This window comes from Methylophaga sp. F-2, from assembly GCF_056859315.1.
Map to the genome: position 1 here is coordinate 225,345 of NZ_JBSXOF010000019.1, position 26,527 is coordinate 251,871.

The 26,527-nt window shown below is 42.9% G+C and carries 25 protein-coding genes; 15 read left to right on the forward strand and 10 right to left on the reverse strand.

Annotation, left to right across the window (positions count from 1 at the left end):
- Nucleotides 1–17: 17 nt before the first annotated feature.
- The 3 genes from AC13DA_RS10385 (at nt 18) to AC13DA_RS10395 (ending at nt 1,654) form a co-directional block, all read left to right on the forward strand.
- Complete coding sequence (locus AC13DA_RS10385) at nt 18–647, forward strand: NUDIX hydrolase (protein WP_007144975.1); 630 nt, start codon at nt 18–20, stop codon at nt 645–647.
- Nucleotides 648–682: 35 nt separating this feature from the next.
- Nucleotides 683–1,147, forward strand: a complete 465-nt coding sequence (locus AC13DA_RS10390) for a DUF2059 domain-containing protein (protein ID WP_007144976.1) — start codon at nt 683–685, stop codon at nt 1,145–1,147.
- Between the two features lie 195 nt (nt 1,148–1,342).
- On the forward strand, nt 1,343–1,654 hold the full coding sequence (locus AC13DA_RS10395; RefSeq protein WP_284451227.1) for a DUF3861 family protein: 312 nt from the start codon (nt 1,343–1,345) through the stop codon (nt 1,652–1,654).
- On the opposite strand, the gene AC13DA_RS10400 is transcribed toward AC13DA_RS10395, so the two are convergent.
- Nucleotides 1,651–2,580 (reverse strand): DMT family transporter, encoded by a 930-nt coding sequence (locus tag AC13DA_RS10400; RefSeq protein ID WP_284451226.1) that lies wholly within the window; start codon nt 2,578–2,580, stop codon nt 1,651–1,653. The two genes, AC13DA_RS10395 and AC13DA_RS10400, sit on opposite strands and share 4 nt — an antisense overlap.
- Nucleotides 2,581–2,681: 101 nt before the next feature.
- Here AC13DA_RS10400 and AC13DA_RS10405 point away from each other — a divergent pair, with 101 nt between their 5' ends.
- Nucleotides 2,682–3,569, forward strand: coding sequence for a LysR family transcriptional regulator (locus tag AC13DA_RS10405; RefSeq protein ID WP_007144979.1), 888 nt, complete (start codon nt 2,682–2,684; stop codon nt 3,567–3,569).
- Between the two features lie 54 nt (nt 3,570–3,623).
- Here the strand turns inward: AC13DA_RS10405 and AC13DA_RS10410 are convergent, their stop codons facing one another.
- Entirely contained in the window at nt 3,624–4,895 is a 1,272-nt protein-coding gene (locus AC13DA_RS10410) for a cation:proton antiporter (RefSeq protein WP_007144980.1), read from the reverse strand.
- A gap of 509 nt (nt 4,896–5,404) precedes the next feature.
- The gene (locus AC13DA_RS10415; RefSeq protein WP_007144983.1) at nt 5,405–5,530 is read right to left on the reverse strand and encodes a hypothetical protein; all 126 of its coding nucleotides are present in this window, start codon (nt 5,528–5,530) and stop codon (nt 5,405–5,407) included.
- A 175-nt stretch (nt 5,531–5,705) separates the two neighbouring features.
- On the opposite strand from AC13DA_RS10415, the gene AC13DA_RS10420 reads away from it, so the two are divergent.
- The 5 genes from AC13DA_RS10420 to AC13DA_RS10440 all read left to right on the forward strand — a co-directional run bounded on the left by AC13DA_RS10420 (nt 5,706) and on the right by AC13DA_RS10440 (nt 10,906).
- Nucleotides 5,706–9,149, forward strand: a complete 3,444-nt coding sequence (locus AC13DA_RS10420) for an acyl-[ACP]--phospholipid O-acyltransferase (protein ID WP_284451225.1) — start codon at nt 5,706–5,708, stop codon at nt 9,147–9,149.
- A gap of 39 nt (nt 9,150–9,188) precedes the next feature.
- On the forward strand, nt 9,189–9,794 hold the full coding sequence (locus tag AC13DA_RS10425; protein WP_273180527.1) for an HD domain-containing protein: 606 nt from the start codon (nt 9,189–9,191) through the stop codon (nt 9,792–9,794).
- A 44-nt stretch (nt 9,795–9,838) separates the two neighbouring features.
- Nucleotides 9,839–9,988, forward strand: coding sequence for a DUF3096 domain-containing protein (locus tag AC13DA_RS10430; RefSeq protein ID WP_007144986.1), 150 nt, complete (start codon nt 9,839–9,841; stop codon nt 9,986–9,988).
- A gap of 78 nt (nt 9,989–10,066) precedes the next feature.
- A complete protein-coding gene (locus AC13DA_RS10435) occupies nt 10,067–10,687 on the forward strand; it encodes a LysE family translocator (RefSeq protein ID WP_284451224.1) in 621 nt (206 codons plus the stop codon).
- A 15-nt stretch (nt 10,688–10,702) separates the two neighbouring features.
- Entirely contained in the window at nt 10,703–10,906 is a 204-nt protein-coding gene (locus AC13DA_RS10440) for a (2Fe-2S)-binding protein (RefSeq protein WP_007144988.1), read from the forward strand.
- Here AC13DA_RS10440 and cysZ read toward each other — a convergent pair whose 3' ends face one another.
- Together cysZ and queF are read right to left on the reverse strand one after the other, a co-directional pair.
- Nucleotides 10,907–11,638, reverse strand: coding sequence for a sulfate transporter CysZ (cysZ, locus tag AC13DA_RS10445; RefSeq protein WP_273180523.1), 732 nt, complete (start codon nt 11,636–11,638; stop codon nt 10,907–10,909).
- Nucleotides 11,639–11,735: 97 nt separating this feature from the next.
- A complete protein-coding gene (queF, locus tag AC13DA_RS10450) occupies nt 11,736–12,125 on the reverse strand; it encodes a preQ(1) synthase (protein ID WP_007144990.1) in 390 nt (129 codons plus the stop codon).
- A 62-nt stretch (nt 12,126–12,187) separates the two neighbouring features.
- On the opposite strand from queF, the gene AC13DA_RS10455 reads away from it, so the two are divergent.
- The 5 genes from AC13DA_RS10455 to yjgA are packed head-to-tail and all read left to right on the forward strand — an operon-like array spanning nt 12,188 to nt 17,000.
- Complete coding sequence (locus AC13DA_RS10455) at nt 12,188–13,006, forward strand: cell division protein ZipA (RefSeq protein ID WP_273180520.1); 819 nt, start codon at nt 12,188–12,190, stop codon at nt 13,004–13,006.
- Nucleotides 12,990–15,008: an NAD-dependent DNA ligase LigA gene (gene ligA / locus AC13DA_RS10460; protein ID WP_284451223.1), complete on the forward strand. Its 2,019-nt coding sequence runs from the start codon at nt 12,990–12,992 to the stop codon at nt 15,006–15,008. Before AC13DA_RS10455 ends, ligA begins: the two co-directional genes overlap by 17 nt.
- 2 nt (nt 15,009–15,010) lie before the next feature.
- Entirely contained in the window at nt 15,011–16,054 is a 1,044-nt protein-coding gene (locus tag AC13DA_RS10465) for an anthranilate phosphoribosyltransferase (RefSeq protein ID WP_284451222.1), read from the forward strand.
- Complete coding sequence (locus AC13DA_RS10470; protein WP_007144994.1) at nt 16,054–16,470, forward strand: secondary thiamine-phosphate synthase enzyme YjbQ; 417 nt, start codon at nt 16,054–16,056, stop codon at nt 16,468–16,470. Before AC13DA_RS10465 ends, AC13DA_RS10470 begins: the two co-directional genes overlap by 1 nt.
- Nucleotides 16,471–16,475: 5 nt before the next feature.
- Nucleotides 16,476–17,000 carry a ribosome biogenesis factor YjgA gene (yjgA, locus tag AC13DA_RS10475; RefSeq protein WP_284451221.1) on the forward strand — a complete coding sequence of 175 codons (525 nt, stop codon included), beginning with the start codon at nt 16,476–16,478 and terminating at the stop codon, nt 16,998–17,000.
- On the opposite strand, the gene AC13DA_RS10480 is transcribed toward yjgA, so the two are convergent.
- The 4 genes from AC13DA_RS10480 to AC13DA_RS10495 all read right to left on the reverse strand — a co-directional run bounded on the left by AC13DA_RS10480 (nt 16,997) and on the right by AC13DA_RS10495 (nt 19,787).
- Complete coding sequence (locus AC13DA_RS10480; RefSeq protein WP_273180515.1) at nt 16,997–18,379, reverse strand: ATP-binding protein; 1,383 nt, start codon at nt 18,377–18,379, stop codon at nt 16,997–16,999. The two genes, yjgA and AC13DA_RS10480, sit on opposite strands and share 4 nt — an antisense overlap.
- On the reverse strand, nt 18,336–19,019 hold the full coding sequence (locus tag AC13DA_RS10485; protein ID WP_007144997.1) for a response regulator transcription factor: 684 nt from the start codon (nt 19,017–19,019) through the stop codon (nt 18,336–18,338). The genes AC13DA_RS10480 and AC13DA_RS10485 overlap by 44 nt, the downstream gene beginning before the upstream one ends.
- Before the next feature lie 6 nt (nt 19,020–19,025).
- On the reverse strand, nt 19,026–19,316 hold the full coding sequence (locus AC13DA_RS10490; protein ID WP_007144998.1) for a PepSY domain-containing protein: 291 nt from the start codon (nt 19,314–19,316) through the stop codon (nt 19,026–19,028).
- Nucleotides 19,317–19,394: 78 nt separating this feature from the next.
- Nucleotides 19,395–19,787 carry a c-type cytochrome gene (locus AC13DA_RS10495; protein WP_007144999.1) on the reverse strand — a complete coding sequence of 131 codons (393 nt, stop codon included), beginning with the start codon at nt 19,785–19,787 and terminating at the stop codon, nt 19,395–19,397.
- Nucleotides 19,788–20,281: 494 nt separating this feature from the next.
- Here AC13DA_RS10495 and AC13DA_RS10500 point away from each other — a divergent pair, with 494 nt between their 5' ends.
- Complete coding sequence (locus AC13DA_RS10500) at nt 20,282–22,621, forward strand: putative bifunctional diguanylate cyclase/phosphodiesterase (protein ID WP_284451220.1); 2,340 nt, start codon at nt 20,282–20,284, stop codon at nt 22,619–22,621.
- 7 nt (nt 22,622–22,628) lie between these two features.
- Here AC13DA_RS10500 and hrpA read toward each other — a convergent pair whose 3' ends face one another.
- Nucleotides 22,629–26,471, reverse strand: coding sequence for an ATP-dependent RNA helicase HrpA (gene hrpA / locus AC13DA_RS10505; RefSeq protein WP_431522806.1), 3,843 nt, complete (start codon nt 26,469–26,471; stop codon nt 22,629–22,631).
- Nucleotides 26,472–26,527 lie beyond the last annotated feature (56 nt).

A 26,527-nucleotide genomic window follows, 5' to 3' on the forward strand; every position in this document is an offset into this window, starting at 1 on the left:
GATGCGAGGAAGAAAAAATGGAAAACATTTGGCTGCAAGCGGTAAAGCGCATACATGCTATTGCAGAGACAGGACGTGAATTTAGTCATAACGAATATGATCTTGAACGCTATCAGGATATTTCAACACTAGCTCAGCAACTGTTGGCTTCATTAGCTAATACACCCTTAACCGCGATTGAAAATTTATTTCGCCCTGATGTCGATGATGGCGGTTACATTACACCAAAAATTGATGTTAGAGGCGTCGTATTCAAAGATAAACGTGTATTACTAGTGAAAGAAAAGATTGACGGTTTGTGGAGTTTACCCGGTGGTTATGCTGATTTAGGTCTATCGGCAGCTGAGAATACCGAAAAAGAAGTGTTTGAAGAGGCCGGAATTATTGTCAAAGCGTCACATTTATATGCAGTCAGACATAAAGCTAAAGGTGAATATACACCGGATATCCGTGATTTTTACAAGCTTTTTTTCTTATGTGAAGCGCTGCCGGAGCAAGAAATAAAAGCTGGGATGGAAACGGATGATGTGGGCTATTTTTCGATTGATGATTTGCCACCCTTATCCAAAGGGAGAGTGATTGCCACTGATATTCATCATGCTTGGGAGTTTGTGTGTAATCCTGCTCGACCTACCTTATTTGATTAGACCAACATTTATTTTTAATACCCTATGGAGATGAAATGAAATTTATTCAATTTTTTGCTCTGGCATTACTGTTAGCTGCCAGTCAGATAACCCTCGCTGATACGGCATCAGAAAAAGAAGCGGCTGAACTGATGGAAGCGGTCGGCATGAAGTCAGCATTAGAGCAGTCAATGGAACAGATGCTGGATGTGCAAATTAACAATAACCCATCATTGGCGCCATTTCGTTCGGTGATGTTGACGTTTTTCAAAAAGTATATGAGTTATGAAAGCTTAAAGCCTGACATTATTCGAATTTATGCCGACGCGTTTACCGCACAAGAGTTAAAAGATATCCGTGATTTTTATGGCAGTAAAACAGGGCAAAAAGCGATTAAATTGATGCCTCAGCTGATGCGCCAAGGCGGTGAAATCGGTGCTAAACGAGTACAAGCTCATATCGGTGAGTTAGAGGCGATGATTAAAGCTGAAGCGGAACGCCTTAAAAAAGAAGCAAAATAAGTTTAATAATTCAACCCGGTAGCTGCGTATGCTATTGGGTTGAATTTCATTGTCATATCTTTGCATAGTTTTACACGCTCATTAACTCAGCTTTAACTTTATATCAGTAATACTCTTTGGCAACGATGAGACGCCTTCCATGCTGACTGTAACTGGCTCGTCGTTATCCATTTTTGCCAAGAGGAGTCATTGCTAATGAAAAAGCCGATGAGGGTCACATTACAATCTGTGACGAATCAAGAAACAAATATCTATGTTGCCTCACCGCTGTCATTTCATATCGATAGTCAGGATGAGTTATTGATGATGGCTGAATGCCTGCAAAAGCGGGGAGACTTTACTACAGAGTCTGCGGCGTCATTTGCACTGGGCTTGAAGTTACTCAGTGATGCGATGGCTGAAAACAAAAACAAAGCCATATTTTCTGATTTTCAACCATTTTTTAAACACTTCATGGATCTGCTCAAACAGTCTTCTCAACAGGAGATGCTAACTCGATATGGCTAACTCTTAACAAGTGTCATTTGTTGCCTGTAGCGTAAAAACAGATTGTTTGAAATTAATGCCGTTATCACGATGGCTGCTCCAAGTATTTCTGCATGACTAAATGAGCGACCATTGATTACCCCAATGGTAAATGCGGTAATAGGGACAAAATTAATAAATAAAACACCATTTACGGGACCGAGTAATTTAATGCCCGCATTCCAGCTTAAGACGGCAATTAATGCCCCCATAATGACCAAATAAGCGATGGTCCAATGAAGCTCACCAAGTGTTGCCAGGGTGGGTGTATGAATATCATGATTTATGGTGAGTACAAACGTGATGATACCGATGGCAATGGCACCCAATACACAGGTAATGGTGGTGTAACGAAGTGGAGACCAGTCTGGGAAGCGTTCTGCTCCCATCGTATAAGCGACCCAGCAGATAGCACCGCTCAGGAATAACAAATCCCATTCCAACTTACCCCCAGCAAAGGCTTGTTGTGGGTGACCACTTGTTATCACTAAAAACACACCAAGAAATGCAGCCATAATTGTCACTAAGGTAAAGGTATGGGGTTTATGGCCTTTTAGAAACCAGCTAAGTAAAACCGTTATCATCGGCATCATGGCAATAATGACGGCGCCATGTTCTGGTTTAGAGTGTGTGAGTCCGCTAAACGCCAGCAGATTGAATCCTGCAAACCCTAATGTACCGAGAAAAAGTAATGGTAATAATCTGTTATGAAGCCGAAATGCTTGTTTGCCTTCAACACACCATAAGATGACGACAAAAAGCACAGCAGCAATTCCATAACGAATCAGCGTGATGTAGTAGGGATCAATAATCTCTAAAGCAGGCTTAGCGATAGGAAACATTCCACCCCATGAAAGTGTGGCAGCAAGCAGCATCACAATCCCCCAGCTCATATTTTTTGTATCCATCACACGATCCTTTTTTATAGTGGAGTTATTGTAACTTTTTCCTATAAATCTATAATTGCTGTTTTTAGAAAATTATTGTTTCTGAATATTTGGGAATGATTATGCAATCGCTGGATGATATGGTGATCTTTGGCGCTGTAATTGATGCAGGTGGATTTACTGCTGCAGCAAAACAACTAGGTATTTCAACACCTGTAGTAAGCAAAAGAATTACAGCATTGGAAAAAGAACTCGGAGCAAGACTGTTATTCCGATCAACACGTCGCTTAAGCCTGACTGAAGAAGGCCGTATTTTTTATCACCATTGCCGTAAAGTAATATCGGTAGCCCATGAAGCTGAGGCGGCAGTGACGTATTTAAACGATACACCCCGTGGTTTATTACGCATTACAGCACCGGTTACCTTTGGATCACATCAGGTGGCTGAAGCGATTCCAGGTTTTCTTGATGAATATCCTGAAGTGTCTGTTGAAATGGATGTTAGTGACAGAACGGTTGATTTGGCCGATGAAGGTTACGATATTGCTATTCGTTTAACTCGAGAGCCCCCACCACTGTATGTGGCTAAACTCCTTAGCACAACACATCGCGTTGTTTGTGCATCACCCGCGTATTGGCAGAAGTTTGGCAAACCAAAGGTACCGGCAGATTTGGCAGCGCATCAAGCCATTGTTTATACCCCCAATCCGACTTATAACCATTGGATTTTTGAAAAAAACACGGAAATAGAAACGGTTGAGGTCAAAGGGCGGTTTAATGTCAATAACACCGATGCGATGTTGGAAGCCGCTATTGGTGGCATGGGGGTCATTATGTTGACGTCCTATACCGTCGATAAAGCTATCGCATCAGGACAGTTAGAAGCGGTGCTGGAAGAGTATGAAACGCCGGGGGCAAATATCTATGCGATGTATTTGCCCACTATGTATTTATCGAGCAAAGCCCGGGCATTTATTGATTATATGAAAGCATGGTGTCAGAAAAAATGAGATGGCTGCAGTCAGAAAAAACGACATGACATGTTAGCCATGCCGTTTATTTCTCTATGCTGATTTCTGAGCTTCAATACTACGTTTAATCAGTGGTGCAATGGTTGAACCCTGAACAACGATTGAGAAAATCACCACAACATAGGTCATCATCAATAATAGGGTGTGGTAATCGACACCATTTACAAATAAAACTTCTTTTGGAATAGAGGCTGCCATGGCCAGTGCCAGACCGCCACGCAAGCCTCCCCAAGTCAGGATTTTAATAGCGTGTGCGTCGTAGGTTCTGAAGCGTTTAAAACCAATATAAGGAACAGCGACGCTAGCAAAACGGGCCAGAAGAACCAAAGGAATCATCACCAGTCCCAGGCCGATTTCTGTCCAGCTAACTGGCAGAATTACTAACATCAGGCCGATTAACAGAAAAAGAAGCGCATTTAGGAATGCATCTACCGTGTGCCAGAAGTGTGACAAGGTAAACTGACTATGTTCCGAGAAACCGACGGTACGGGTGATATTGCCGATAACAATACCACTCACCACCATGGCTAGAGGTCCTGAGACATCAATCACATTGGCTAATGCATAACCTGCACTTGGAATACATAAAGTAATTAGCAGTTCAATACTGGAATCATTACTACGACAGATACACCAGTGAGCTACAAAGGCCAGCACAGCGCCAAATACGATACCGCCAACCGCATCCACCAAAAACAGCTCTGCTACCCCAGAAAAGGTAGGTTCAGCACCTGAGAACGCTAAAGCAAAGATAGTGGTAAAAACGACCAGACCGACACCGTCGTTAAACAGCGATTCACCTTCTACCTGCACAGATATTTTTTCAGGTGCGTTCATCTTTTTGATAATCGCGAGTACGGCTATCGGATCCGTCGGGCTGATTAATGCGCCGAATAACATGCAATAAATTAATGGCAGGTTCCAGCCCAAAAGACCTAATACCCAGAAACTGGCATAGCCAATCAATACGGTAGAAAGTAGGGTGGAGAACAACGCCATGATGGTGATTTCCCAGCGTTGCTGACGAAGCAGATGTAAGTCAATTTCCAATGCGCCAGCAAACAGAAGAAAGCCTAACATCCCTTTTAATAACAAAAGGTTAAAGTTTAATCCCTGAAACGCTTCGCTGATGGATGCAGCCAGATCATTACCACCAAATTTAATTAATGCCATCAACAGAAGTGACATGGCTACTGAGCCAGTGGTGATAGCAATAGTCGTTTGCAACCTCAGTAGATATTGATTAGCAAAAGCAATAAATACCGACACCGCCGATAAAAAGCAGAGGAAATACCAAGCGTTCATGGGTTGCTCCAAATTTTTAAATTTTAAGATCTGTTTTCAGAGCAAACGCATTAGCGCTACTGTGAGAACAGTACTTAAATATTGACTGAATCAATGGTGTGTAGAGCTAAAGTCAGGCAATTTGTTCCCGATCACATAGCCACAAAATATGATCGCTGTGAGACAGCATTGTTATCACAGAAGTGATGCCAAAATTGGAATTTGCTAATAGACAAATCGAGATGTGGGACCTTACTACTTCTGCTTTGAACATTTCAGCCATCGTTCAGACAAGCGCGACAAGTTTAATGCTATTCCATCGGCCTGTAAAAACTAATTTTGTCAGTTTTAACGGTCGCTATGAAAATGGTTAATTTAGTATTAGCAACGCAGTTGGTTTGTTTTATTTACGCGGACTTTTAAGATCAAAATAACCATAGGTGGCGACAATTAAAATACAGCCAGTGGGGAAGGCGAGACAAAAGTAGGTGCCATGATACGCAAACAACACCAAAGCCGGTTCTCCTGACTCATGACATAGACTTTGCTGAACACTTTAACCAGCGGGCAGCCACGCCCCAGACAGCAAAACAGCTAATTAATAACAAAAAGATATGGCGTTTATCACGATAAACAAAGGTCTTGAGTTCGGTCATTTTTTCTCTGCCGCTTTACGTTTTTTCAATCAGTTTTTCAACAAAGTGATAAACGATACTCTCTCAGCTAACTATCGTTTATCTAGTGGCAGGATCTAACTGCTGCACTTCCCTAATAGTAAATGGCTGTTGTATCGTGTTGCCTGTCATTGATGATTCACCAAAAGGACTATGCATGCGAGCGCTATTTGCTATCAAGGGATTCTTGTTATTCAGTTTGATTGCTTTTTTGAATGCCTTTGTCGATCTTGGGCATAAAATACTGATACAAAACACTATTTTTAAAACCTATGACGGTGATGTGCAAATTATGCTGTCTGCACTGGTCAATGCCTTAATTCTGTTACCGTTTATACTGATGATGACACCATCATCGTTTCTTTCTGATAAATATCCTAAAAATAAAGTGATGCAATACAGCGCCTTATCCGCCGTCGTTGCCACCATTTTGATTACGATTTTTTATTATTTAGGTTGGTTCTGGGCTGCCTTTTTAATGACACTGGCATTGTCGATTCAAAGTGCGATTTATTCTCCAGCCAAGTATGGCTATATAAAAGAACTGGTCGGTGTAAAACAGCTTGCCTCAGGCAATGGTGTGATTCAGGCGGTGACGACAACAGCAATTTTGCTGGGGACACTGGCATTTAGTTTTGGCTTCGAGTCTTTATTGAGCAATCATTATTATCGTCAGCCTGAGGATATTTTGCCGTTGATTGCATCGCTGGGTTGGATTTTAGTGCTTTTATCCACAATCGAGTGGTTCGCGACATTAAAGCTCGAGCAAAAATCTAGCATCAGAAAAGAGCATGAATTCGATACTAAAGCTTATCTTAGTGGTCGCTCCGCCATTACTATTATGAAAGAGTTGTCCAGTAACCAGGTGATCTTTCGATCGGTGATTGGTCTGGCTGTGTTCTGGTCTTTATGTCAGGTTATGCTGGCTACCTTTCCGGCTTTTGCTAAAGATATTGCTGGCATCGATAACACCGTTATCATTCAAGGTACCATGGCTTTTGCCGGTATCGGGATTGTGATTGGGGCATTTATGGCCGGCAAAGTCTCATCAAATTATATTGAAACCGGGCTTATTCCAGTGGGCGCAATGGGCGTTGCATTAACAGTCGCTTTTGTCAGCTTTGCTATCACGCCATTTTTACAGGCTATTAACTTCTTTTTACTCGGGGTATTTGGTGGACTTTATCTGGTGCCACTGAATGCTTTGATTCAATATCATGCCAAAGCGGGTCAGATGGGCCGTATCCTTGCAGGGAATAACTTTGTTCAAAACATTGCCATGTTGTCATTTCTGATCCTGACGATGCTGGCCGCTTATGCGGGTATGAACAGTCTGGGCATTTTTGCCATTTTGTTGGCGGTGGCTCTAATTGGTGCTGTCTACACTATCACGCAGTTACCTCAGTCACTGGCTCGTCTTGTTGTCTCATTGGTGTTTTCATTACGTTACCGTCTGACAGTACTCAATATGGAACGTATTCCCGCCAGTGGTGGTGTATTGATGCTGGGGAATCATATCAGCTGGATCGACTGGGCGATTGTACAAATGGCAAGCCCACGTCCGCTTCGCTTTGTCATGGCAAAATCAATATATGAACGCTGGTATCTGCGTTTTATCTTCGAGTTCTTTAATATTATTCCTGTTGGTACAGGGGGTAGTAAACAAGCACTTGATGCGGTACGGGAAAGTTTAAATAACGGTGAAGTCGTGTGTTTATTCCCGGAAGGTGCGATCAGTCGTAATGGTCATTTGGGCGAGTTTCAGCGTGGCTTTGAAGTCGCTGCAGCGGATGCCAATGCGGTGATTGTGCCTTTTTATCTGCGTGGTTTATGGGGAAGTCGTTTTTCCCGCTCAAGTGATCGTTTAAAAACACTGCGCAGTAAACAGTCTTTTTCAGATTTAATTGTGGCTTTTGGCGAACCACTCGCCATTAATTCAGATCGGGTTGCGGTGAAACAAGCTGTTTTGCAGCTCTCAGTAGATGCCTGGACAAGTTATACCGAAACCTTGGAGCCATTACCTGAAGCCATTATCAAAGGTTTAAAACGTCAGGGCAGTGAAATGGCCGCCGCAGACATCATAGGCTCTACGATGAGTGGTCACAGAATGTTAAGTGCGTCGATTTTATTTTCTAAACAGATTCCTGCTGACTGCCATCAAAATATCGGCATTTTAATGCCAAGCTCCAGTGCAGGGATTATTGCCAATATTGCCTGTTTGTTGAAGGGAAAAACGCTGGTCAATCTCAACTTTACCGCCTCAGCTGAGGCGTTGGTTGCAGCCATCCAAAAAGCTGATATCAACACGATTATTACTTCCAGAAAATTTGTGGAAAAACTCAGCAATAAAGGGTTTGATGCGAGCCTTATAGATAAGGCGAAAAATCTGCTCTATATGGAAGATTTACGTCAGAATATTAAAAAGCGTGACTTCATCAGCATGATGATTTTTGTCCGTTTAATGCCGCTGGAAGTTATCAAAGCGCGTTATATGACCGCGGTAAAAGCAGAAGATCCTGCGGTGATTCTATTTTCATCCGGCAGTGAAGGGTCGCCGAAAGGTGTCTTACTGTCGCACCGAAATGTTATCAGTAATATCAAACAGGTAGCGGATGTTCTTAATACAGAACGTGATGATGTGGTTATGTCTGTTTTGCCGCTGTTTCATGCTTTTGGCTTAACCGTGACCACCTTATTACCACTGGTCGAGTCACTACCAGTGATTTGTCACCCGGACCCAACCGATGTCAGAAATATTGCCAAAGGCATCGCGACTTTCCGTGGCACGATTCTGTGTGGTACATCAACATTTCTTCGTATGTATGTGCGTAACCGTAAAGTGGAACCGTTAATGTTGGAGTCTTTACGTATTGTTGTCTCCGGTGCCGAAAAACTGAATCCAGATGTGCGTGACAGCTTTAAAATTAAATTTAATAAAACCATCTACGAAGGTTACGGTGCAACGGAAACTACACCCGTGGCAAGTGTGAATATTCCAGATAAGCTGGCGCCTGATACTCTAACAACACAGGTGGGCAGTAAGTTGGGTACCGTCGGCATGCCTCTGCCTGGTACACGTTTCAGAATTGTTAATCCTGATACATTTGAAGATTTAGCAGCGGGTGAAGATGGTTTAATTCTGATTGGCGGTAATCAAGTGATGATGGCTTATCTTAATGATCCTGAAAAGACTGAAGCAGTGATTACTGAGCAGGATGGCGTACGTTGGTATCACACTGGTGATAAAGGGCATCTTGATGAAGATGGTTTCCTGGTGATTGTGGATCGTTATTCTCGTTTCGCTAAGGTCGGTGGAGAAATGATTAGCCTTGGCGCCATCGAATCAGCACTAAAGTCATATATCAACGAAGAGGTGGAAATACTAGCCACCACGGTCGCCGATGATAAAAAAGGTGAAAAAGTCGTGTTGCTATACACCCAGGAACAAGCGGAGTCTGAGATAAAACAGGCGATCAGTGAACAATTATCACCGTTAATGCAGCCCAGCAAACTGCTCTATGTAGAGGAGATCCCCAAACTGGGTACAGGCAAAACTGATTTAAATGCAGCAAAAAAATTGGCTGCAGATGCTGTTGAGTGAGTCTAGAACAATGAAACCGTGTTGGCTTGGAAGAGAGATATGACAGATACGCAGCAGATGACCGATTTTTTAATGGAGCTGGATGCGCTAAAGCATATTAATCGTCGTAGTTATATTACCGGTGGTGAACGTCTTGAAAACTCTGCAGAGCATTCCTGGCATCTGGCCATGGCGTGCTGGAGCTTGGCTGCGCATTTTCAGTTAGATATAGATATGGCGAAATTACTGCAATATGCGCTGGTTCATGATTTAGGTGAAGTTGATGCCGGCGATACGTTTCTGTATTCGGCGCAAAGAGATACGGCAAATCAGGCGGAACGACAGTGTGTGGAACGCTTTGCCAAGCATCAAGGTAATGGTATCCAAGACCTGCTTACCGTCTGGGATGAGCAGGAGTTTGGTGATAGCACTGAAGCAAAATTGATGAAGGCGGTGGATCGGCTTTTGCCTTTTTTATTGAATATTGCTGCTGAAGGTAAAACCTGGAAATTACATCAAATAAAGGCCTCGCAAGTACACACTGCTCATGCCTTTATTGCAGAGACATTTCCTGAACTGCATCAATGGATTAGTGAGAAGATTGCATTTGCAACAGAGCAGGGCTGGTTATTAGCGGATGATAAGTCTGAAGTTGCCAGTAAATAGACTCTACAGGCATACTCCATTGTTCCAATGACAAGGAGAGACAAATGACATTAGCTTTAACCCCACTGATTTCACTGATTGCCGGCATTTTAATTCTACTGGTACCACGTCTGCTGAATTATATTGTTGCCATTTACCTGATTATTATTGGCTTAGTTGGTTTGTTTGGTACGCATATCAATCTGACACCATGAACCAGCATAATTAAACGTGAATGATGAATAAGCCTCGACAAAATAGTCGGGGCTTTTTTATAGAAGTGTAATCAGCTAATGACCTTATCTGATGTTATCGTCTTATTTTTAATGCTCGCTGCCATGGCAGCCTTGCCGAGTGCCAGTGTTATGTTGGTTGTATCCAGAACATTATCGTGTGGCGCGAAACACGGTGTAATGGTGAGTTTTGGCATCGTTCTGGCAGATTTGCTGTATTTGTTATTAGCTATTTTTGGACTGGCCGTGGTGGCAATGTGCTTAGAACAATATTGGCCGTTAGTACAAATAATGGCAGCGCTGATATTACTGATATTCAGCTATCAGCTTTGGCGAGCAGGCAAACTTGATACTGTCTCGTCAGCACATAATAAACACAGCGGATGGGCGAGTTTTGTTGCAGGATTTACGTTAACCGCGGTCGATTATAAGGCTATTGTTTTTTATCTTGGCATTCTACCGGTTTTTATCAATGACAATGAAATCACATTATCTTCATCACTGATATTGTTAATTACTACTGCTGTAGCAGTAGCTTCGGTAAAATTAACTTATGTTTATCTTGCCAATCTTGTGCAGCAGCATTTTTTGCCATTACAAAAAGGTCATCAAATCATGTCCGTCATGCTGCTGCTGACAGCGTTGTGGTTAATGATTAATCTGATAGTGAAATTTATATAAATTTAAGGGTAAAACATGGGGGATGATAGCCAAACTCGTCCGGATGACATCATTTGTGATTGCAGTGGCACCACGAGGGCGAAGATAGAAAGTTTGTTTGAGCAGGGTATTATCGATATCGATACAATCTCACGAAAAACAGGTGCTGTGTCAGGCTGTGGCTCATGTGAGTGGGATATTGAAGCCTTGCTGGATGAACTGGTACAGCGACTTTCCTGATCAGGTTTTCAGGTTTTCTATATACAACATCGTAGCGCCAGCAACTGCTGCGGGAATGACTAAAAAGTTAACAATAGGAATCATAGTAGCGATTAGCGTGGCAAAACCAAATCCCAGTGCCAGACTCCGATGCTGACGAAGTTTTTCACGCTGTTCTTTAAAACCCAATAAATGATTTCCCATCGGATAATCATGATAGTCAAGCGCCAATGTCCAGCTTGATAAGAAAAACCATAAAACCGGCGCGATAAGGTTCAAGCCTGGAATCCACGAGAGTAATAATAAAGGCAACATCCAACGCAATAAATAAGCCGTTTTACGCAGTTCATTCATCACCATTTTAGGCGTGTCTTTAATGACCTGTGTCCATGGCATATCTGGCGGGCTTGCCCCTGAAACCTGCTTTTCAACCATCTCTGCCAGAATACCGTTGAACGGTGCCGCGAGTATATTGGCGATAATAGAAAACGTAAAAAACACAATTAAGGCCAATAAGATCACAAAAAGTGGCCAGATGATCCAGGTTAGCGCACTTTCTAACCATGCCGGTAACCAGTTTGGCATCAGTGCCTCAAGCCAGCCTTCGAAATGAGATAAACCAAACCAGATAGCGCCACTGAATAACAAGGTATTTATCAGCATTGGTAAATAAGCAAAGCGTCTGATACCGGGCTGATTAATTAAACTGAACCCCTGAATTAAGTAACGTGCGCCTTGGATCATTTTTAGCATAAGTGCCTCATTCAGTGTTGCAGTAGTGGCTTAACCATAAATAGCTTGATGATTAAGAAAGCGGCATCAGTCAATACCGATGCCGCTGGATAATAATTTAAGGGAGGGTGACAGGCTCTGGTGCTACCCAGCCTTCTTTACGATACTCCGCGACCACTGTGGTATAGACACCACCACGCACGTTGAATATACCTGTTATACGCATAAATCTGGGCTGACATACTGCCACCAGATCATCCAGAATAGTGTTGGTCACTTTCTCGTGGAATGCGCCCTGATCGCGGTATGACCACATATAAAGTTTGAAAGCCTTTAATTCAACACATTTTTCATCTGGAACATAGTCGAGTTTGATTGTGGCAAAATCAGGTTGTCCTGTCTTAGGACACAGACAGGTAAATTCAGATGTTTCGATGTGAATGGTATAATCGCGGTCCGGTGTTGCATTATCGAAAGTTTCTAATTGTTTGCTTGGCTGTGTAGACATGGTTGCTCTCTGAAGTAATAAAATAAAACGACTATTATCTCTTAACTGAAAGATTATATTAAGTGTCTGAAATAATTATCCTGATCATTGTTATCCTTATCGCGTTTGCCGCTGCTAGTTGGTATGCCCATCATAAAAGTCAGCAACGTGCCAGTGAATTCGAGCGTGAACTGGATCTTCATAACGACGAAGATGAAGAGTTCAAAGAACGCTTTGACGCGCTTTTTGAGCAAGAGTTGCATGAGCAGTCACCATCTTCCACGTCATCGTTTAGTGAAACAGAATCAAGCGAAATAGACATTGATTTATTTGATGAGCCATTAGCGCTGACAGAAGAAGATAATGTGGTATCAGAGCCACTAAGCCAGACTGAACAACAAGAAAAACCAGCTAAGAAAGCTAAACCAGAACCTGCGCCAGCACAAGACTGGGATATGGTTATTGCATTCACGATTATGGCTGAGTCAAGCACGATGTTTTCTGGCAAAGCCGTAAAAGCGGCTCTGGAAGCACAGGACTTACATTTTGGTGATATGCAGATCTATCACCGTTTCACTCAAGGTTCACGAAAGCAGTCTTTATTCAGTGTCGCCAATATCATCGATCCTGGCACACTTTTGCCTGATAAATTTGTTTCTATGTCGACACCAGGCTTATTGATCTTTGCACGGTTACCGGCACCAGTAAATGGTTTAGCTTTATTTGATGATCTCCTGGACACAGCAAGAAATATGACCCAGTCACTGGGCGGCATTCTCTGTGACGAAACCCGTCAGCCGGTGAGTGAAGATGCCGTAGAAGCGATGCGAACCAAAATATTTGAATACCAAATGTCCGTCCAAGCCGAAAGTGATCACCTGTCGAATGACTACTTCAATTGATATTACCCAGCGAGCTGCTGAGTTACGTGAGCTTCTTAATCATTACAGCTATCAGTATTACGTTTTAGATAATCCCGAAGTACCGGATGCTGAATATGATCGTTTATTTCGTGAACTACAAGCGATAGAGAGCGAATATCCGCAGCTATTATCTGCTGATTCGCCCACACAGCGCGTGGGTGGTCAGGCGCTGGATAAGTTTGATGAAGTTCAGCATGCGATTCCGATGTTGTCTTTAGATAATGTCTTTGACCAGCAAGAGCTAAGTGCTTTTGATAAACGTGTTCGTGACTGGTTAAATACTGATAAAGCCCAAACTTACGCAGCAGAGCCTAAACTCGATGGCCTGGCTATCAGTATTCGTTATGAGAACGGTATTTTAGTTCAGGCGGCAACCCGCGGTGATGGCACAACTGGAGAGGATGTGACGGCCAATGTTCGCACCATCAATTCGGTGCCATTAAAGCTGCAAGGCGAGCATATTCCAGCGGTTGTTGAGATTCGTGGCGAGATTTTTATGCCCAAGGCCGGCTTTGAAAAGTTGAACCAGTCTCAGTTGGCAAATAATAAAAAACCGTTCGTGAACCCTCGCAATGCAGCTGCCGGATCATTAAGACAACTGGATTCTAAGATTACCGCATCCAGACCGCTGGAAATTTACTGCTATGGTATCGGCGTGATTGAAGGTATGCCTCGCCCCAACAGTCATTCTGAAGCGATGACATTGATTGCTGGTTGGGGATGTCGGATTTCTCCTGAACTAAAAGTGCTAGAAGGCTTAGAAGCCTGCCAGCGATATATTGATGACCTGGCCTTGCGTCGGGATAACCTTGAATATGATATCGATGGTGTGGTGTTTAAAGTTGATGACACCGCATTGCAGGAACGACTTGGTTTTGTGTCGCGGGCGCCACGGTGGGCTATTGCCTATAAATTTCCTGCACAGGAAGAGATGACCACGGTTGAAGATATTGAAATTCAGGTCGGTCGCACAGGGGCATTAACGCCTGTAGCTCGATTGAAACCGGTGTTTGTCGGTGGTGTTACGGTGTCCAATGCGACACTTCACAATGAAGATGAAATACGCCGTAAAGATGTCCGCATCGGTGATACCGTTATTGTGCGACGAGCCGGCGATGTGATTCCTGAAGTCGTGAAAGTAATTATCAGTAAGCGCCCTGATGATGCACGTGAGTTTGTTATGCCAACGGCTTGTCCTATTTGTGGCTCGGATGTGGAGCGGGAAGAGGGTGAAGCGGTATCTCGTTGTAGCGGTGGTTTGTTTTGTGCGGCACAGCGTAAAGAAGCGATTAAACATTTTGCCTCAAGAAAAGCATTAGATATTGATGGTCTGGGTGATAAGTTGGTTGAGCAACTTGTGGATTCAGGCCATATCAAGGATGTGGCAGATTTGTTTTTACTGGATGTCGATACTATCGCCAGTCTGGAACGCATGGGACAAAAATCTGCTGAAAACCTGGTTAATGCGCTGAATGCGGCTAAAGCAACACGATTCCAGCGCTTTCTTTATGCATTAGGCATTCGGGAAGTCGGTGAAGCCACAGCACGCGCTCTAGCATTACATTACTCGTCGCTGGAAGAACTGATGCAGGCGTCTTCAGAAAGTTTGATGGAGATTGAAGATGTAGGGCCAGTAGTTGCCCATCATATTGAGACATTTTTTCAGCAATCACATAATCGTGAGGTGATTGAGCGTCTGTTGAGCGTAGGTATTCACTGGCCAACGGAAGAGAAAAAACAAACCAATACTGCGCTAAGTGGTAAGACAATTGTTTTAACCGGAACGCTACAGACCTTATCCCGCAGTGAAGCGAAAGAAAAGTTGTTGGCACTTGGCGCAAAAGTCGCTGGCAGTGTGTCGAAAAAAACAGATTATGTGGTTGCTGGCGCTGACGCTGGTTCAAAGCTGACGAAAGCAGAATCACTTGGTATTGAAGTGGTTGATGAAGCAACATTACAACAGTGGTTAATACAGGAATAATGATGACAGCACTTGCAGACGCTATTAAAAAAGTCGCTACCGGACCTCATCTCAGTAAAGACCTGACTGAGCAAGAAGCGTTTGATGTGATGATGGAGATTTTGTCAGGCAATGCAGATCCTGTTCGAGCCGCGATATTCTTCATTGCCATGCGAATGAAGCGTGAGACCAATGAAGAAAACTTAGGTATTCTCAGAGCATGCCAGTCAATGACTATTTGCCAGTCGGTGGATGTCGACCAATTATTTATTTTTTCTGACCCGTTTAATGGCTTTAATCGTCATTGCCCAATGACTGCATTTTTGCCAGCCGTTCTGGCTGCCTGTGATTTACCAACCATGTCACAAGGGGTGTTCGAGATGGGCCCTAAGTTTGGTGTTACACATGCTCAGGTCTTATCACTGGCTGGCTACAATATTGAAAAATCGACGGCCGAGGCGTCTGACGCCGTGATGAATAATCAGATTGGCTGGGCCTATTTAGATCAGGCTCAGGCAAGTCCTGCCTTATTTGCATTACAAACACTACGCACGCAAATGATTAAACGTCCGAGTCTGGCGACATTAGAAAAAATGATTATGCCATTAAAAGCAAAAAAACAGACACATTTGGGTATTGGTTTTGTGCATAAAGAATATCCGGACATTCTGGGCTGGTTAGCTGAGGCATTTGGTTATAATTCCGCTTTTATCGCCAGAGGCCTTGAGGGAGGTTTAGTACCGACATTACGTGAGCCGTCAAATAATCATCGTTTGTTAAACGGTAAATTACAGGCTTGCACACTGGATCCTGAAGAGTTTGGTATTGAACAAGATACCCGAGGTGTTAAAACGGATGATGATGTCACTGCCCAACGCACACTTGATGAAGGTCAGCAAGCTTTATCAGGCGTAAAAGGTCCTGCATACGATAGTCTTGTCTATGGCGCTGCCATCATACTTTGGCATTGTGGCGTCATGGTGTCTCAGCGTGAAGCCGCAGATTTTGTCAGGAGCATTATTGATAATGGTAAAGCGAAAATGCACTTTGAAGCAGGTCTCGGCTAATGGTTTTTCAGCGCACATTAACATTTAAAAGTCCCGGACGAGGTACCACTAATATCACCCCTGATATACAAGAACTTGTTGCAGAGTCTGGTGTGTCTACAGGTACTTGTCATGTCTTTGTTCAACACACCAGTGCTTCATTAATGCTCTGTGAAAACGCTGATCCAGATGTGCGTCACGATCTTGAAACCTTTATGCAGCATTTGGTGCCAGATGGCGATCCAATGTTCAGGCATCAGGATGAGGGACCGGATGATATGAGTGCCCATATTCGTACGGTTTTAACCAATCCAGATCTAACTGTTCCGATAAGTGGGGCACAGTGTGATTTAGGCATTTGGCAAGGAATTTATTTGTGGGAACATCGTACCCATCAACAACGCCGTCGCATTATTGTGACGATAATAGGTGAATAACATTTATGTCAGAGTTTGAATATGATCAGGATGCAGAGTGGCCAGCTGATTGGGAATTTGAAAAAAGTAAAACACAGGTAAAACAAGAGCTTAATGCGTTAAAAGATCTTGGTCGTTCATTAATAGAGCTGTCAGCTAAAGATTTGCAAAAATTAGACTTATCTGAAGATCTTTATGATGCAATTATCAGCGCACAATCAATGAGTAAAGGTGCTTTGAAACGTCAGGTTGGGTATATCGGTGGTCTGATAGCTGATAGCGACCATGAAGCGATAAGCCAGAAGTTACAGCAGTTAAAACAGCCGCATCAGGGCCAGGTAAAACAGTTTCATCAAATCGAGCAATGGCGAGATAGATTGCTGGCAGGTGAAAATGAGGTCTATGCTGAATTAATCGCTGAGTTTGATGACTTTGATGTTCAGCATGTCAGACAGCTGGTCAGAAATGCACAACGTGAAGCGAAACAAGAAAAACCACCGAAGTCAGCACGACAATTATTCCAGTACTTACAATTACAGCAACAAGCTTAAATTCGGGGTAATTCCACAATAAAACTTGCGCCACCTAAACGGCCCCGTTCAAGGTGGATATTACCTTCGTAAGCCATAATAATATCGCTGACAATGGCAAGGCCGATACCTTGCCCCTCTGCTTGGGTATCAATGCGGTGTCCGCGTTTGATAATGTAGCTTTCAGCACGTGTCGGAATACCAGCACCATCATCTTCTACACGGATTTTGACCATATTTCCTGAGCTTGTGGCAATAACATGCACCTGATGTTTGCAATATTTGTATGCATTTTCCAGCAAATTGCCCAAAAGTTCGTACATATCGCCTTCATCTGCATGAATGTAAGCATCACGTTCAATCTCACATTGATGTCGTATAGCCTTGTTTTTATAGACTTTGTCTAAACTTCCGATAATTTTATGGATAATCTCACCGAGTGATACAGGGGCGAGTAAACTACTTTTACCTTCCGTAGAGGCACGCTGAAGTTGGTAATCGACAAGGGTACTTATCCTGTCCAGTTGTTCATACCCCGTGCTTTTAAGACTCTGCAAATCATGATTATTGGCCAGTTCACCACGAAAAACGGAAAGAGGCGTTTTAAGGCTGTGTGCCAAATCAGCAAGAGAATTTTTGTAGCGTTGACGACGTGATTGTTCGTGATCTAAAAGCGCGTTGATATTGTTGGTGAGTTGTTTTAGCTCACGTGGATATTCATCATTTAAACGATGATGTTCACCGGTTTCAATTGCATGTAGATCCTTTGCAACATCGTGTAATGGCCGTAAGCTCCACTTCAATATCAACCATTGTGCAAGTAATAGCATGAGACCCGTACCGCCTAACCAGTACCATAAACTACGTTGGAAACTGGCTGTTGTCTCTTTTATCGTCGACATGTCTTCAGCCACATTAATGGTGTAGTCCAGTTCTTTACCTGTCTCGGTTTCCCAGACAATACCAAAGGCCAGATTTTGCAATTTCATGCCTCCGTCAACATCCACCACGGTGTAATGTTCATTGGATGGTCCGGGTTGAAAGGGTAATGACAAGAAATGGCCAATGGCGGACGGGGATTGCCAGACAATTTTCCCACTACTGGTTATTTGTGCATACAAGCCGGAATTGGGAATAGAAAATTTAGGTTCTGCCAGATCGTGAGTCATTTTTAACTCACCTTTATCATTAATTTCTGCTGCGGTAAGTAGCGTGTAAACGTAGTTCTTTAAACGTTTCTTCTGTTCCAGCTCCGCGCTGCTTTTAAATGCATTATTAAGACTGATCGCAGATAGTCCAAGAAACGCAGTTAAAACAAGACTGACAGCAACAAGAACCCGGTTGGATAAAGAAAAATTAATGACTTTCACGGGGCAGGTTAAGCCTGTAACCACGACCACGTAGTGTCTCTATCGGATTTAGCTGTTTGTCTGGATCCAGTTTACTACGTAAGCGTTTTACAAATACCTCAATGACATTACTATCACGATCCTGATCCTGTTCATAGATGTGGTCTGTCAGTTCTGTTTTGGAAATCACTTCACCGGCGTGCAGTAATAAATAATGAAGCAGGCGGTATTCATAAGCCGTTAATTCAACAAGTTCATCATGTTTAGTGACTTCTTGTGTGGCCGGATTCAGTGTAATGGGGCCACAGCTTAGTGTAGGGTTTGACCAGCCGGATGCACGACGACTAAGCGCATTGATACGGGCAATCAACTCTTCAAAGTGAAAGGGTTTCACAAGGTAGTCATCTGCGCCAGACTCAAGCCCTTCCACTTTATCTTGCCAACGACTACGGGCGGTTAATATCAGGATAGGGTAATCAAAACCTTGTTTACGCAAGGATTGAATAAGTTCAATACCCGAAAGTTTAGGCAATCCTAAATCGATAATGGCGACATCATAAGGATATTCAGACCCCATAAACAGACCTTCATCACCATCAGCTACTGCATCGACAGTAAGATTATGCTGCTTTAATTGTTGGGTAATTTGTTCGCGAAGATGCTTTTCATCTTCCACTAATAGTACGCGCATGCAACCTCATGGAACGGAGTGGCCAGAGTCACGATCAAAGCGATGTATTTTCACTTTACCGTCGTTATGCAGCACTTTAACACGAAAAATAATTTTATTGCCGTAGTGTTCTTCGTCTACAGAAAGTACTTTTCCACCAGTCTCCACTTTAGCCAGTTCTGCTGCAGTGTGATCCGATAGTGGTAACGTTATTTCATTTATATTATTACCTGGTTCTTGTTCGTAGGGGAGGTGGTCATCTGCCCAGGCAGGTAGGCATAAACTGGCAACGAATAGCAGTAACATGACTTTATACATGGCTGTGCCTTACTATCTCTATGATATTTGAATATAGCGGGTTCAGCGGGCTGAAATGTCCTTTTTTAAATACTTGCATTAGTCGATTAACTCGGGTGTAACGGCTCCTAGAGCACCATCTGCTCTGGCTCTCAGGTAGCTATAAATTCTGTCTCTGTTTTTCATTACATTATCATTTGACTGCCAGGCTGGCATTTCGCCCATACGGCCTTTTTTCCCTCTGGCAACGATCTTAAAGAAATCATCACGATCCGTGTTTTTTAATGTATTGGTAAGGTCACTGGCTGCGAGTCCTTGACCAAAAGTGCCATGACAACGAGCGCACCATGTTCTGTATACCTTGTAACCGATAAACGTATCTGAATCTACTTTATTATTTTGTTTGACTGTATAAGGTCTTCCATCGGCAAGCACTGGCAACGGTATAAAAAGTGCAGAAGTAAATGAACATATAACAGCGACCGATGCCATGATATATCTTAAGCTAACCTTCATTTTCAGCACTGCTAGAGAGGTTCGTCTAACCTGAAGGTTGATTATTTTTCTTTGCATATTTCTCTCTCAATTCATTATATGCTAAGCATCAGCGCCAATATGATCCAGTAAGCTTTACTTGCATGCCATGATTTAGGTCATTTTTAATTATATTGATGTTTTATAATGCCCTAACGGCAATGCTTTGAAACAGAATTAATGTCATTAATAGTCAAAATTTAATTCATTTACTGAGATTAATATTAATGAATTAGCCGTTTTACTAAGCGCTAATTCTTCCTATCTATTTAATAGATAAACCATAGCAAAGTGAAACTGAACTACTCCTGAATGAATTGTCTAATCTTAGATATCAATTTTTCGTATTCTCGTGAACTATCTCACAGGCATATCTCATAAAGTGTGTTTTACTGTGCCGTCGTGTGATGTAGTTCAAATATTTAAATAACTTTTAAAACTCAGGAATCGTGTTGAAAACGGTTAGTCAAAGTGATGTAGAACCTGGCGTTCAGCAATTTGAGATAAACAAAATGCGTATAGGCATTTTGTTACAGCAAGGTGTTATCGCCTGCATAACAAATATTGTTATTCTGCTATTAACCCTTATCGCACTGTATTCATACAATGACTTAAAGTTATTGCATCTATGGGGCGCAACTATCTTTCTGACTATTGTGCTTCGACTTTTGATAGTCAAATATCTCAACGTGTATTTTTCTCAACGTTCTGATGATCCCAGCGTTGTTTCACGTTGTGAAAAAATCTATGCCGCTGGTGTATTTCTATCTGGTCTGGCTTGGGGCAGTCTGGGTTTTGCGTTTGATGCTGAGACGCAATTCAATCATCAGCTGATTATTCCACTCGTGGTTGCTGGGTTATGCTCAGGTGCCATTTATTCGATGTTGAGCAGCTTTATAAGCTTTATTTCTTATGTTTATCCGATGCTTATTTCCGTTATCCTGGCGATGTTCTATGTCGATCTTAAGGTTGAAGCACTGACACTTGTCACATATATGATTGCCTGCACGATGCTATTCAGAAACCTGCATGAGAGAGTCACCGAAAGTTTGCGATTACGTCAGGAAAACCGGCACTTGGTGCGTCATTTAACGAGTGTCAATGCGTCACAAACAAAGTTAGTTGAAACATTACAAAAGAAAGAGATTTTTCTGACACAAACCTTCGAAAATGCTGGTTTTCCCATCTTTTTAATGACCGCAGACATGGTCATATTAGATGCAAACAAAGCCGGATGTAAGCTATTCGGTTACAGTAAGACAGAATTCAAAGGCATGAATATGTTATTGCTATTGCATGAAGATGAATGCGGTGAAGCGAGTCGCGACTTTTATAGACTTATTGATGGTGATTTGCAGCAATATCAGATTACAAGAAAATGCTTGAGTCGCGATAAACGACCTCTGTGGTTAACAGGGACAGTTTCTGCGGTTAGAAATACGAATAACAAAGTCGATTATTTTGTCATTCACGCACAAGATATTACAGAGCAAAAGTCACTTTCGGAAGATCTTCAACATCTCACTTTACATGATACGCTGACCGGGCTTCCTAATAGATTCGCCATTGAAAAGCATTTACAGTTATTACTTCAGGAGACAAATTCTCTTAACCATGTTTTTTGTTATATCGATGTTGACCAATTTAAGGTTATCAATGATACCTGCGGTCATAAAGCAGGGGATAAACTACTTACTCAGATAGCAAACATTATCAAGTGTGAGCTACAACCATCGGATATTCTGGCCAGGTTAAGTGGTGACGAGTTTGCTGCTGTATTAATTGATACTACTTCTGAGCAGGCTAAAGAAAAACTCAACCGTGTGATGGAGAAGATCAGACGTTTCGAGTTTATTGATAATGATTTACTGTTTACCTCGTCTATCAGTGTTGGCATGGTCAATATCAGACCAGAAAGTACGATGACTGAGATTTTTAAACAGGCGGACAATGCCTGTTACGCAGCAAAAGAATCAGGCAGGGATCGACTGCATGTGTTTAGTGACAGCGATGAAGAACTTGTACAGCGCAGTGGCGAAATGCGTTGGGTATCTAGAATTCAGCAAGCACTGAGTAATAACAAACTGGTTTTGTTCAGCCAGCCTATTGTGGCTACACATAAGAAAAACAGTACGAAACCGCATTGTGAACTACTGATAAGAATGTTGGATGAAGATGGCTCAATTATTCCTCCAGGTCATTTTCTGCCCGCAGCAGAGCGGTATAACCTTGCTGCTTCTATTGATATGTGGACAGTTAGCCATGTGTTGTCACGTCTGGAAGAGGCGAGAAAAGCCGGGCGTGATATCAGTGGTGTATATGGGATCAATTTATCCGGTCAATCGCTTGGGGATACCCGATTTTATGACAAAATCATCAAGCTAATTATTTCCGCTGATTTAGTTGATTCAGGTGCCGTTATTTGTTTCGAAATTACTGAAACAGCAGCCATCTCGAATATGCATAGCGCGCTTTACTTTATTAATGAGCTGAGAAAAGTCGGCTGCTTATTTGCATTGGATGATTTTGGTAGTGGTCTGTCTTCATTTGCTTATTTGAAACAACTGCCGATTGACTTTCTCAAGATTGACGGAATGTTTGTCAAAGACTGTGTGGAAAATTCAGTGAACCTTGAAATTGTTAACTCTATCAATGGCATCGGTCAGGTGTTGGGACTCAAAACCGTGGCTGAGTTTGTTGAAGATGATGTGACACTAATCAGCTTACAACATATAGGCGTTGATTTTGTGCAAGGATATAACATTGGTCGCCCTGAAGCCTGGGTGGTTTAGGCACACATCAGCATTGTTGCCATTGTTTTTCCAAACGCTTAGCTGAAATGGGGTAGGCCGTTTTGAGTTCCTGAGCAAAGACGGAAATACGAAATTCCTCAAGCATCCAGCGGTACTCTTTAAAATCAGCCGTTTCGATTTTATTGACCTTATTAATAAACTTTTGCCAGTGTGGCATGACTTCTGCCATACGTTGTTTGTCTTTATTAGGATCGGTTAATAAACGATCAAGTCTAATACCTGCTGCCTGGCAATACACTGGCAAACGTTTTAACGCCTCATCTGGCGTATCGTGAACAAAGCCTTGATGAATCAGAAAGCCCAGTTGTTGTTTTATATCGTTTACAGAATTGATAGCTGCCAGTGGAATATTCCCTGTTAAACGTTTGGCAATGGCATGATATTCGGCAAGCGGTTTGGCAATATTCTGAGCCAGTTTGGCAGCCAGGTTAATCAGATCACTTTTTCTTTCTGTGATGCGCTTTTCAAATGCTGTTTTATCAGTGATGGTGGGCTGATCAAGAATAAAACAGCGGTCAAACGCCACATGAATCAGATCGCTTTTCAGCTGCTCGCAAGGGCTAATATCTGTCTGCTTATTATCAGCGTAGGGTGAAGGCGGCACATTGGCATAATGCAGGCACATCTGTTTGATATCTGGCAGGTTTTTATGTAAATACTTAACGGCATCAGCCTGGTTCAGCATAAACAGACGACGCAGCCCATAACGTGTTAGTTCTGCAGCCTGCGCTTTTGTATCCATCAAGGTTAAATCAACACAATCCCCTTTGTCGACCAGTGCGGGATAGGCTGTAACTTCTAAACCATTCTGTTCCAGTGTGATTTGCTCTGGTAAGCTATCGAATGACCATGACGTGAGTCCTCTCTTTTCATAATCACTATCTGGAATTTGTCTGAAACTGGCTGCGGCTTCACGAGCCCAGTTTTCCTTCAGCTTATCCAGATCACGACTTTGATCGAGCAACTCACCCTGATCATCCACCAGCTTAAAATTCATTTGTAGATAAAGCGGTAGTTCTTCTGTCCGCCAGTCTGACATATCAATTTCAATGCCAGTGAGTTTTCGTAATTGTTCACTCAGGGCAGGTAATAAAGCCCCAGATGTACTCGACATGGCTTTTATGCATTGATCAGCATACTGAGGCACTGGAATAAAATGACGACGTAACGATTTCGGTAAAGCTTTAATCAGAAAAATGACTTTTTCGCGTAATAATCCCGGCACTAACCATTCATAACGTTCACTGCTGGTTTGATTCAGTAGTGATAATGGAATGGTTTGTGTTATGCCGTCTTCTGCTTTTCCCGGCTCAAAATGATACTCAAGCGGCAGCGGGACTCTGTTGATTAATATTTGATCAGGGAACTGGTCCGGAGTAACTAGCTCGGCCTGATGCTGCATAAGCACTTCTTTGCTGAGCATCAATAAATTGGGATCTTTCTTTTCTGCCTGTTTCCGCCATTTCTCGAAACTGGCACCGTTAACAATGTTATCGGGTACTTTTTTTCGATAAAAATCAAACAACGTATCGTCATCGACCAGTACGTCACGGCGTCGCGATTTTTGTTCAAGCAGCTCAATTTCTTCAATCAGACGACGGTTATGCTGGAAAAACTTCGCCTGACAGTGCCAGTCACCTTCCACTAGCGCCGAGCGAATAAAAATCTCATTGGCTACAGGCGGATCGATAGGGCCGTAATGAATACGGCGACGGCTGACAATTGGCAGGCCATTGAGAGAGACTGATTCGAAAGCAACAACTTGGGCAGGCTTTTTCTCCCAGTGCGGATCTGAATATTGTCGTCTAACTAAGTCCCCAGCAATAGGTTCAATCCATTCCGGTTCTATTTTGGCCACAATCCTGGCGTAGAGCTTACCGGTTTCAACCAACTCAGCCGCCATAATCCATTTTGGTCCTTTTTTATGTAAGGCTGAACCTGGGAATATTTGTAACTTTAAATTGCGACCACCGGTATATTCAAACTTATCGGTTTTTGTTGCTACATGACTCAGCAAACCAGCAAGCAGCGCACGATGGATACTGTCATAGCTGGCTTCCTGCTGGTTAAACTTGAGACCAAGCTCAGCGAGTTGAACATGTAACTGCTGATGAATGTCATGCCATTCACGTAACCTTAAAAATGATAGAAACTGTTCTTTGCAATACTTTCTCAGCTTATTCTGACTGAGGTGTTTTTTCTTATCGTGATAATGATTCCATAGCTTAATAAAGGCAATAAAATCAGAACGTTCATCTTTATATTTAGAATGTGCCTCATCAGCCGCCTGCTGTTTATCCATCGGTCTTTCACGTGGATCCTGAATACTTAAAGCACTGGCAATAATCAGTACTTCGGTGAGACTGTTTTGCTCTGCACCAGCCAGTAACATTCTGGCAATTTTAGGATCAATCGGAAGTTTGGATAGCTGTCTACCCACCTCAGTAATATTGCGTTGTTTATCAACAGCACCGAGTTCATCTAACAGGCGGTAACCATCATTAATCATTTTTTGTGGCGGTGGATTAATGAAGGGGAATTTCGCCGGATTACCTAATTTCAGGGCCGACATCTGTAAAATGACGGAGGCGAGATTGGTCCTCAACACTTCAGGATCGGTAAAGGCCGGACGATTATTAAAATCATCTTCGTCATATAGACGAATACAAATACCCGCCGCAACTCGACCACAGCGACCTGAACGCTGATTAGCGCTGGACTGAGAAATTTTTTCTATTGGCAGTCGCTGCACTTTGTTACGCACACTATAGCGACTGATGCGGGCATTGCCCGGATCAACCACATAGCGTATGCCGGGCACGGTCAATGATGTTTCCGCGACATTGGTAGACAAAATAATGCGTCGTTGACCACCCGTTTTAAACACACGATTTTGCTCTGCGGCTGACTGTCTGGCAAATAGAGGCAGAATTTCCGTTTGAGGCGGATGGTGCTTGCGTAATGCTTCGGACACATCTCGTATATCCCGTTCACCGGCGAGGAAAATGAGTATATCCCCAGGTCCTTCACAACAAAGTTCATCTACGGCGGCAACAATACCTGACACCATATCGTAATCGGGTGAGTCTTCATCGGTGGTGAGAAGAGGGCGATAACGCACTTCTACCGGATAGGTGCGACCACTGACTTCGATGACCGGCGCATTATCAAAATGTTTGGAGAAACGCTCGGTGTCGATGGTCGCAGAAGTGATAATGACTTTGAGGTCAGGACGCTTGGGTAACAGCTGTTTGATATAACCTAGTAAAAAATCGATATTGAGGCTTCGTTCATGTGCTTCGTCAATAATCAGGGTGTCGTATTGATTCAGAAAGCGGTCATTTTGTGTTTCTGCCAGCAAAATACCATCGGTCATTAATTTGATGTAGCTGCTTTCTGCATTGACATGATCATGAAAGCGGACTTTATAACCCACCGTTTGTCCGATCTCGGAGCCCAGTTCCTCAGCAATACGTGTCGCAACAGTTCTGGCAGCAATACGACGTGGTTGTGTATGCCCAATCAAACCCGTGACACCACGGCCTAGTTCCAGACAGATTTTAGGGAGTTGTGTTGTTTTTCCTGAACCAGTTTCACCGCAAAGAATAATCACCTGATTATCCTGAATGGCTTTCGCCACTTCATGACGACGTTCAATAACGGGTAAATCAGCACTGAAGTCTGGTTTCGGGATATTCTTGAGACGGGTTTGGGCTCGCTCAACTGATTTCAGCACTCGCTGAGTAAACTGACCAATAGCCTCAGCATTTGCCTTATTCTTTTGTAATTGCTGCCACTGACGTTGAAGACGGTATCTGTCTGTCAGCATAGCGGATTGGATAAGTTGCGTTAAGTTTTTCTCAGAATTAGTCACAAGAATTTTAT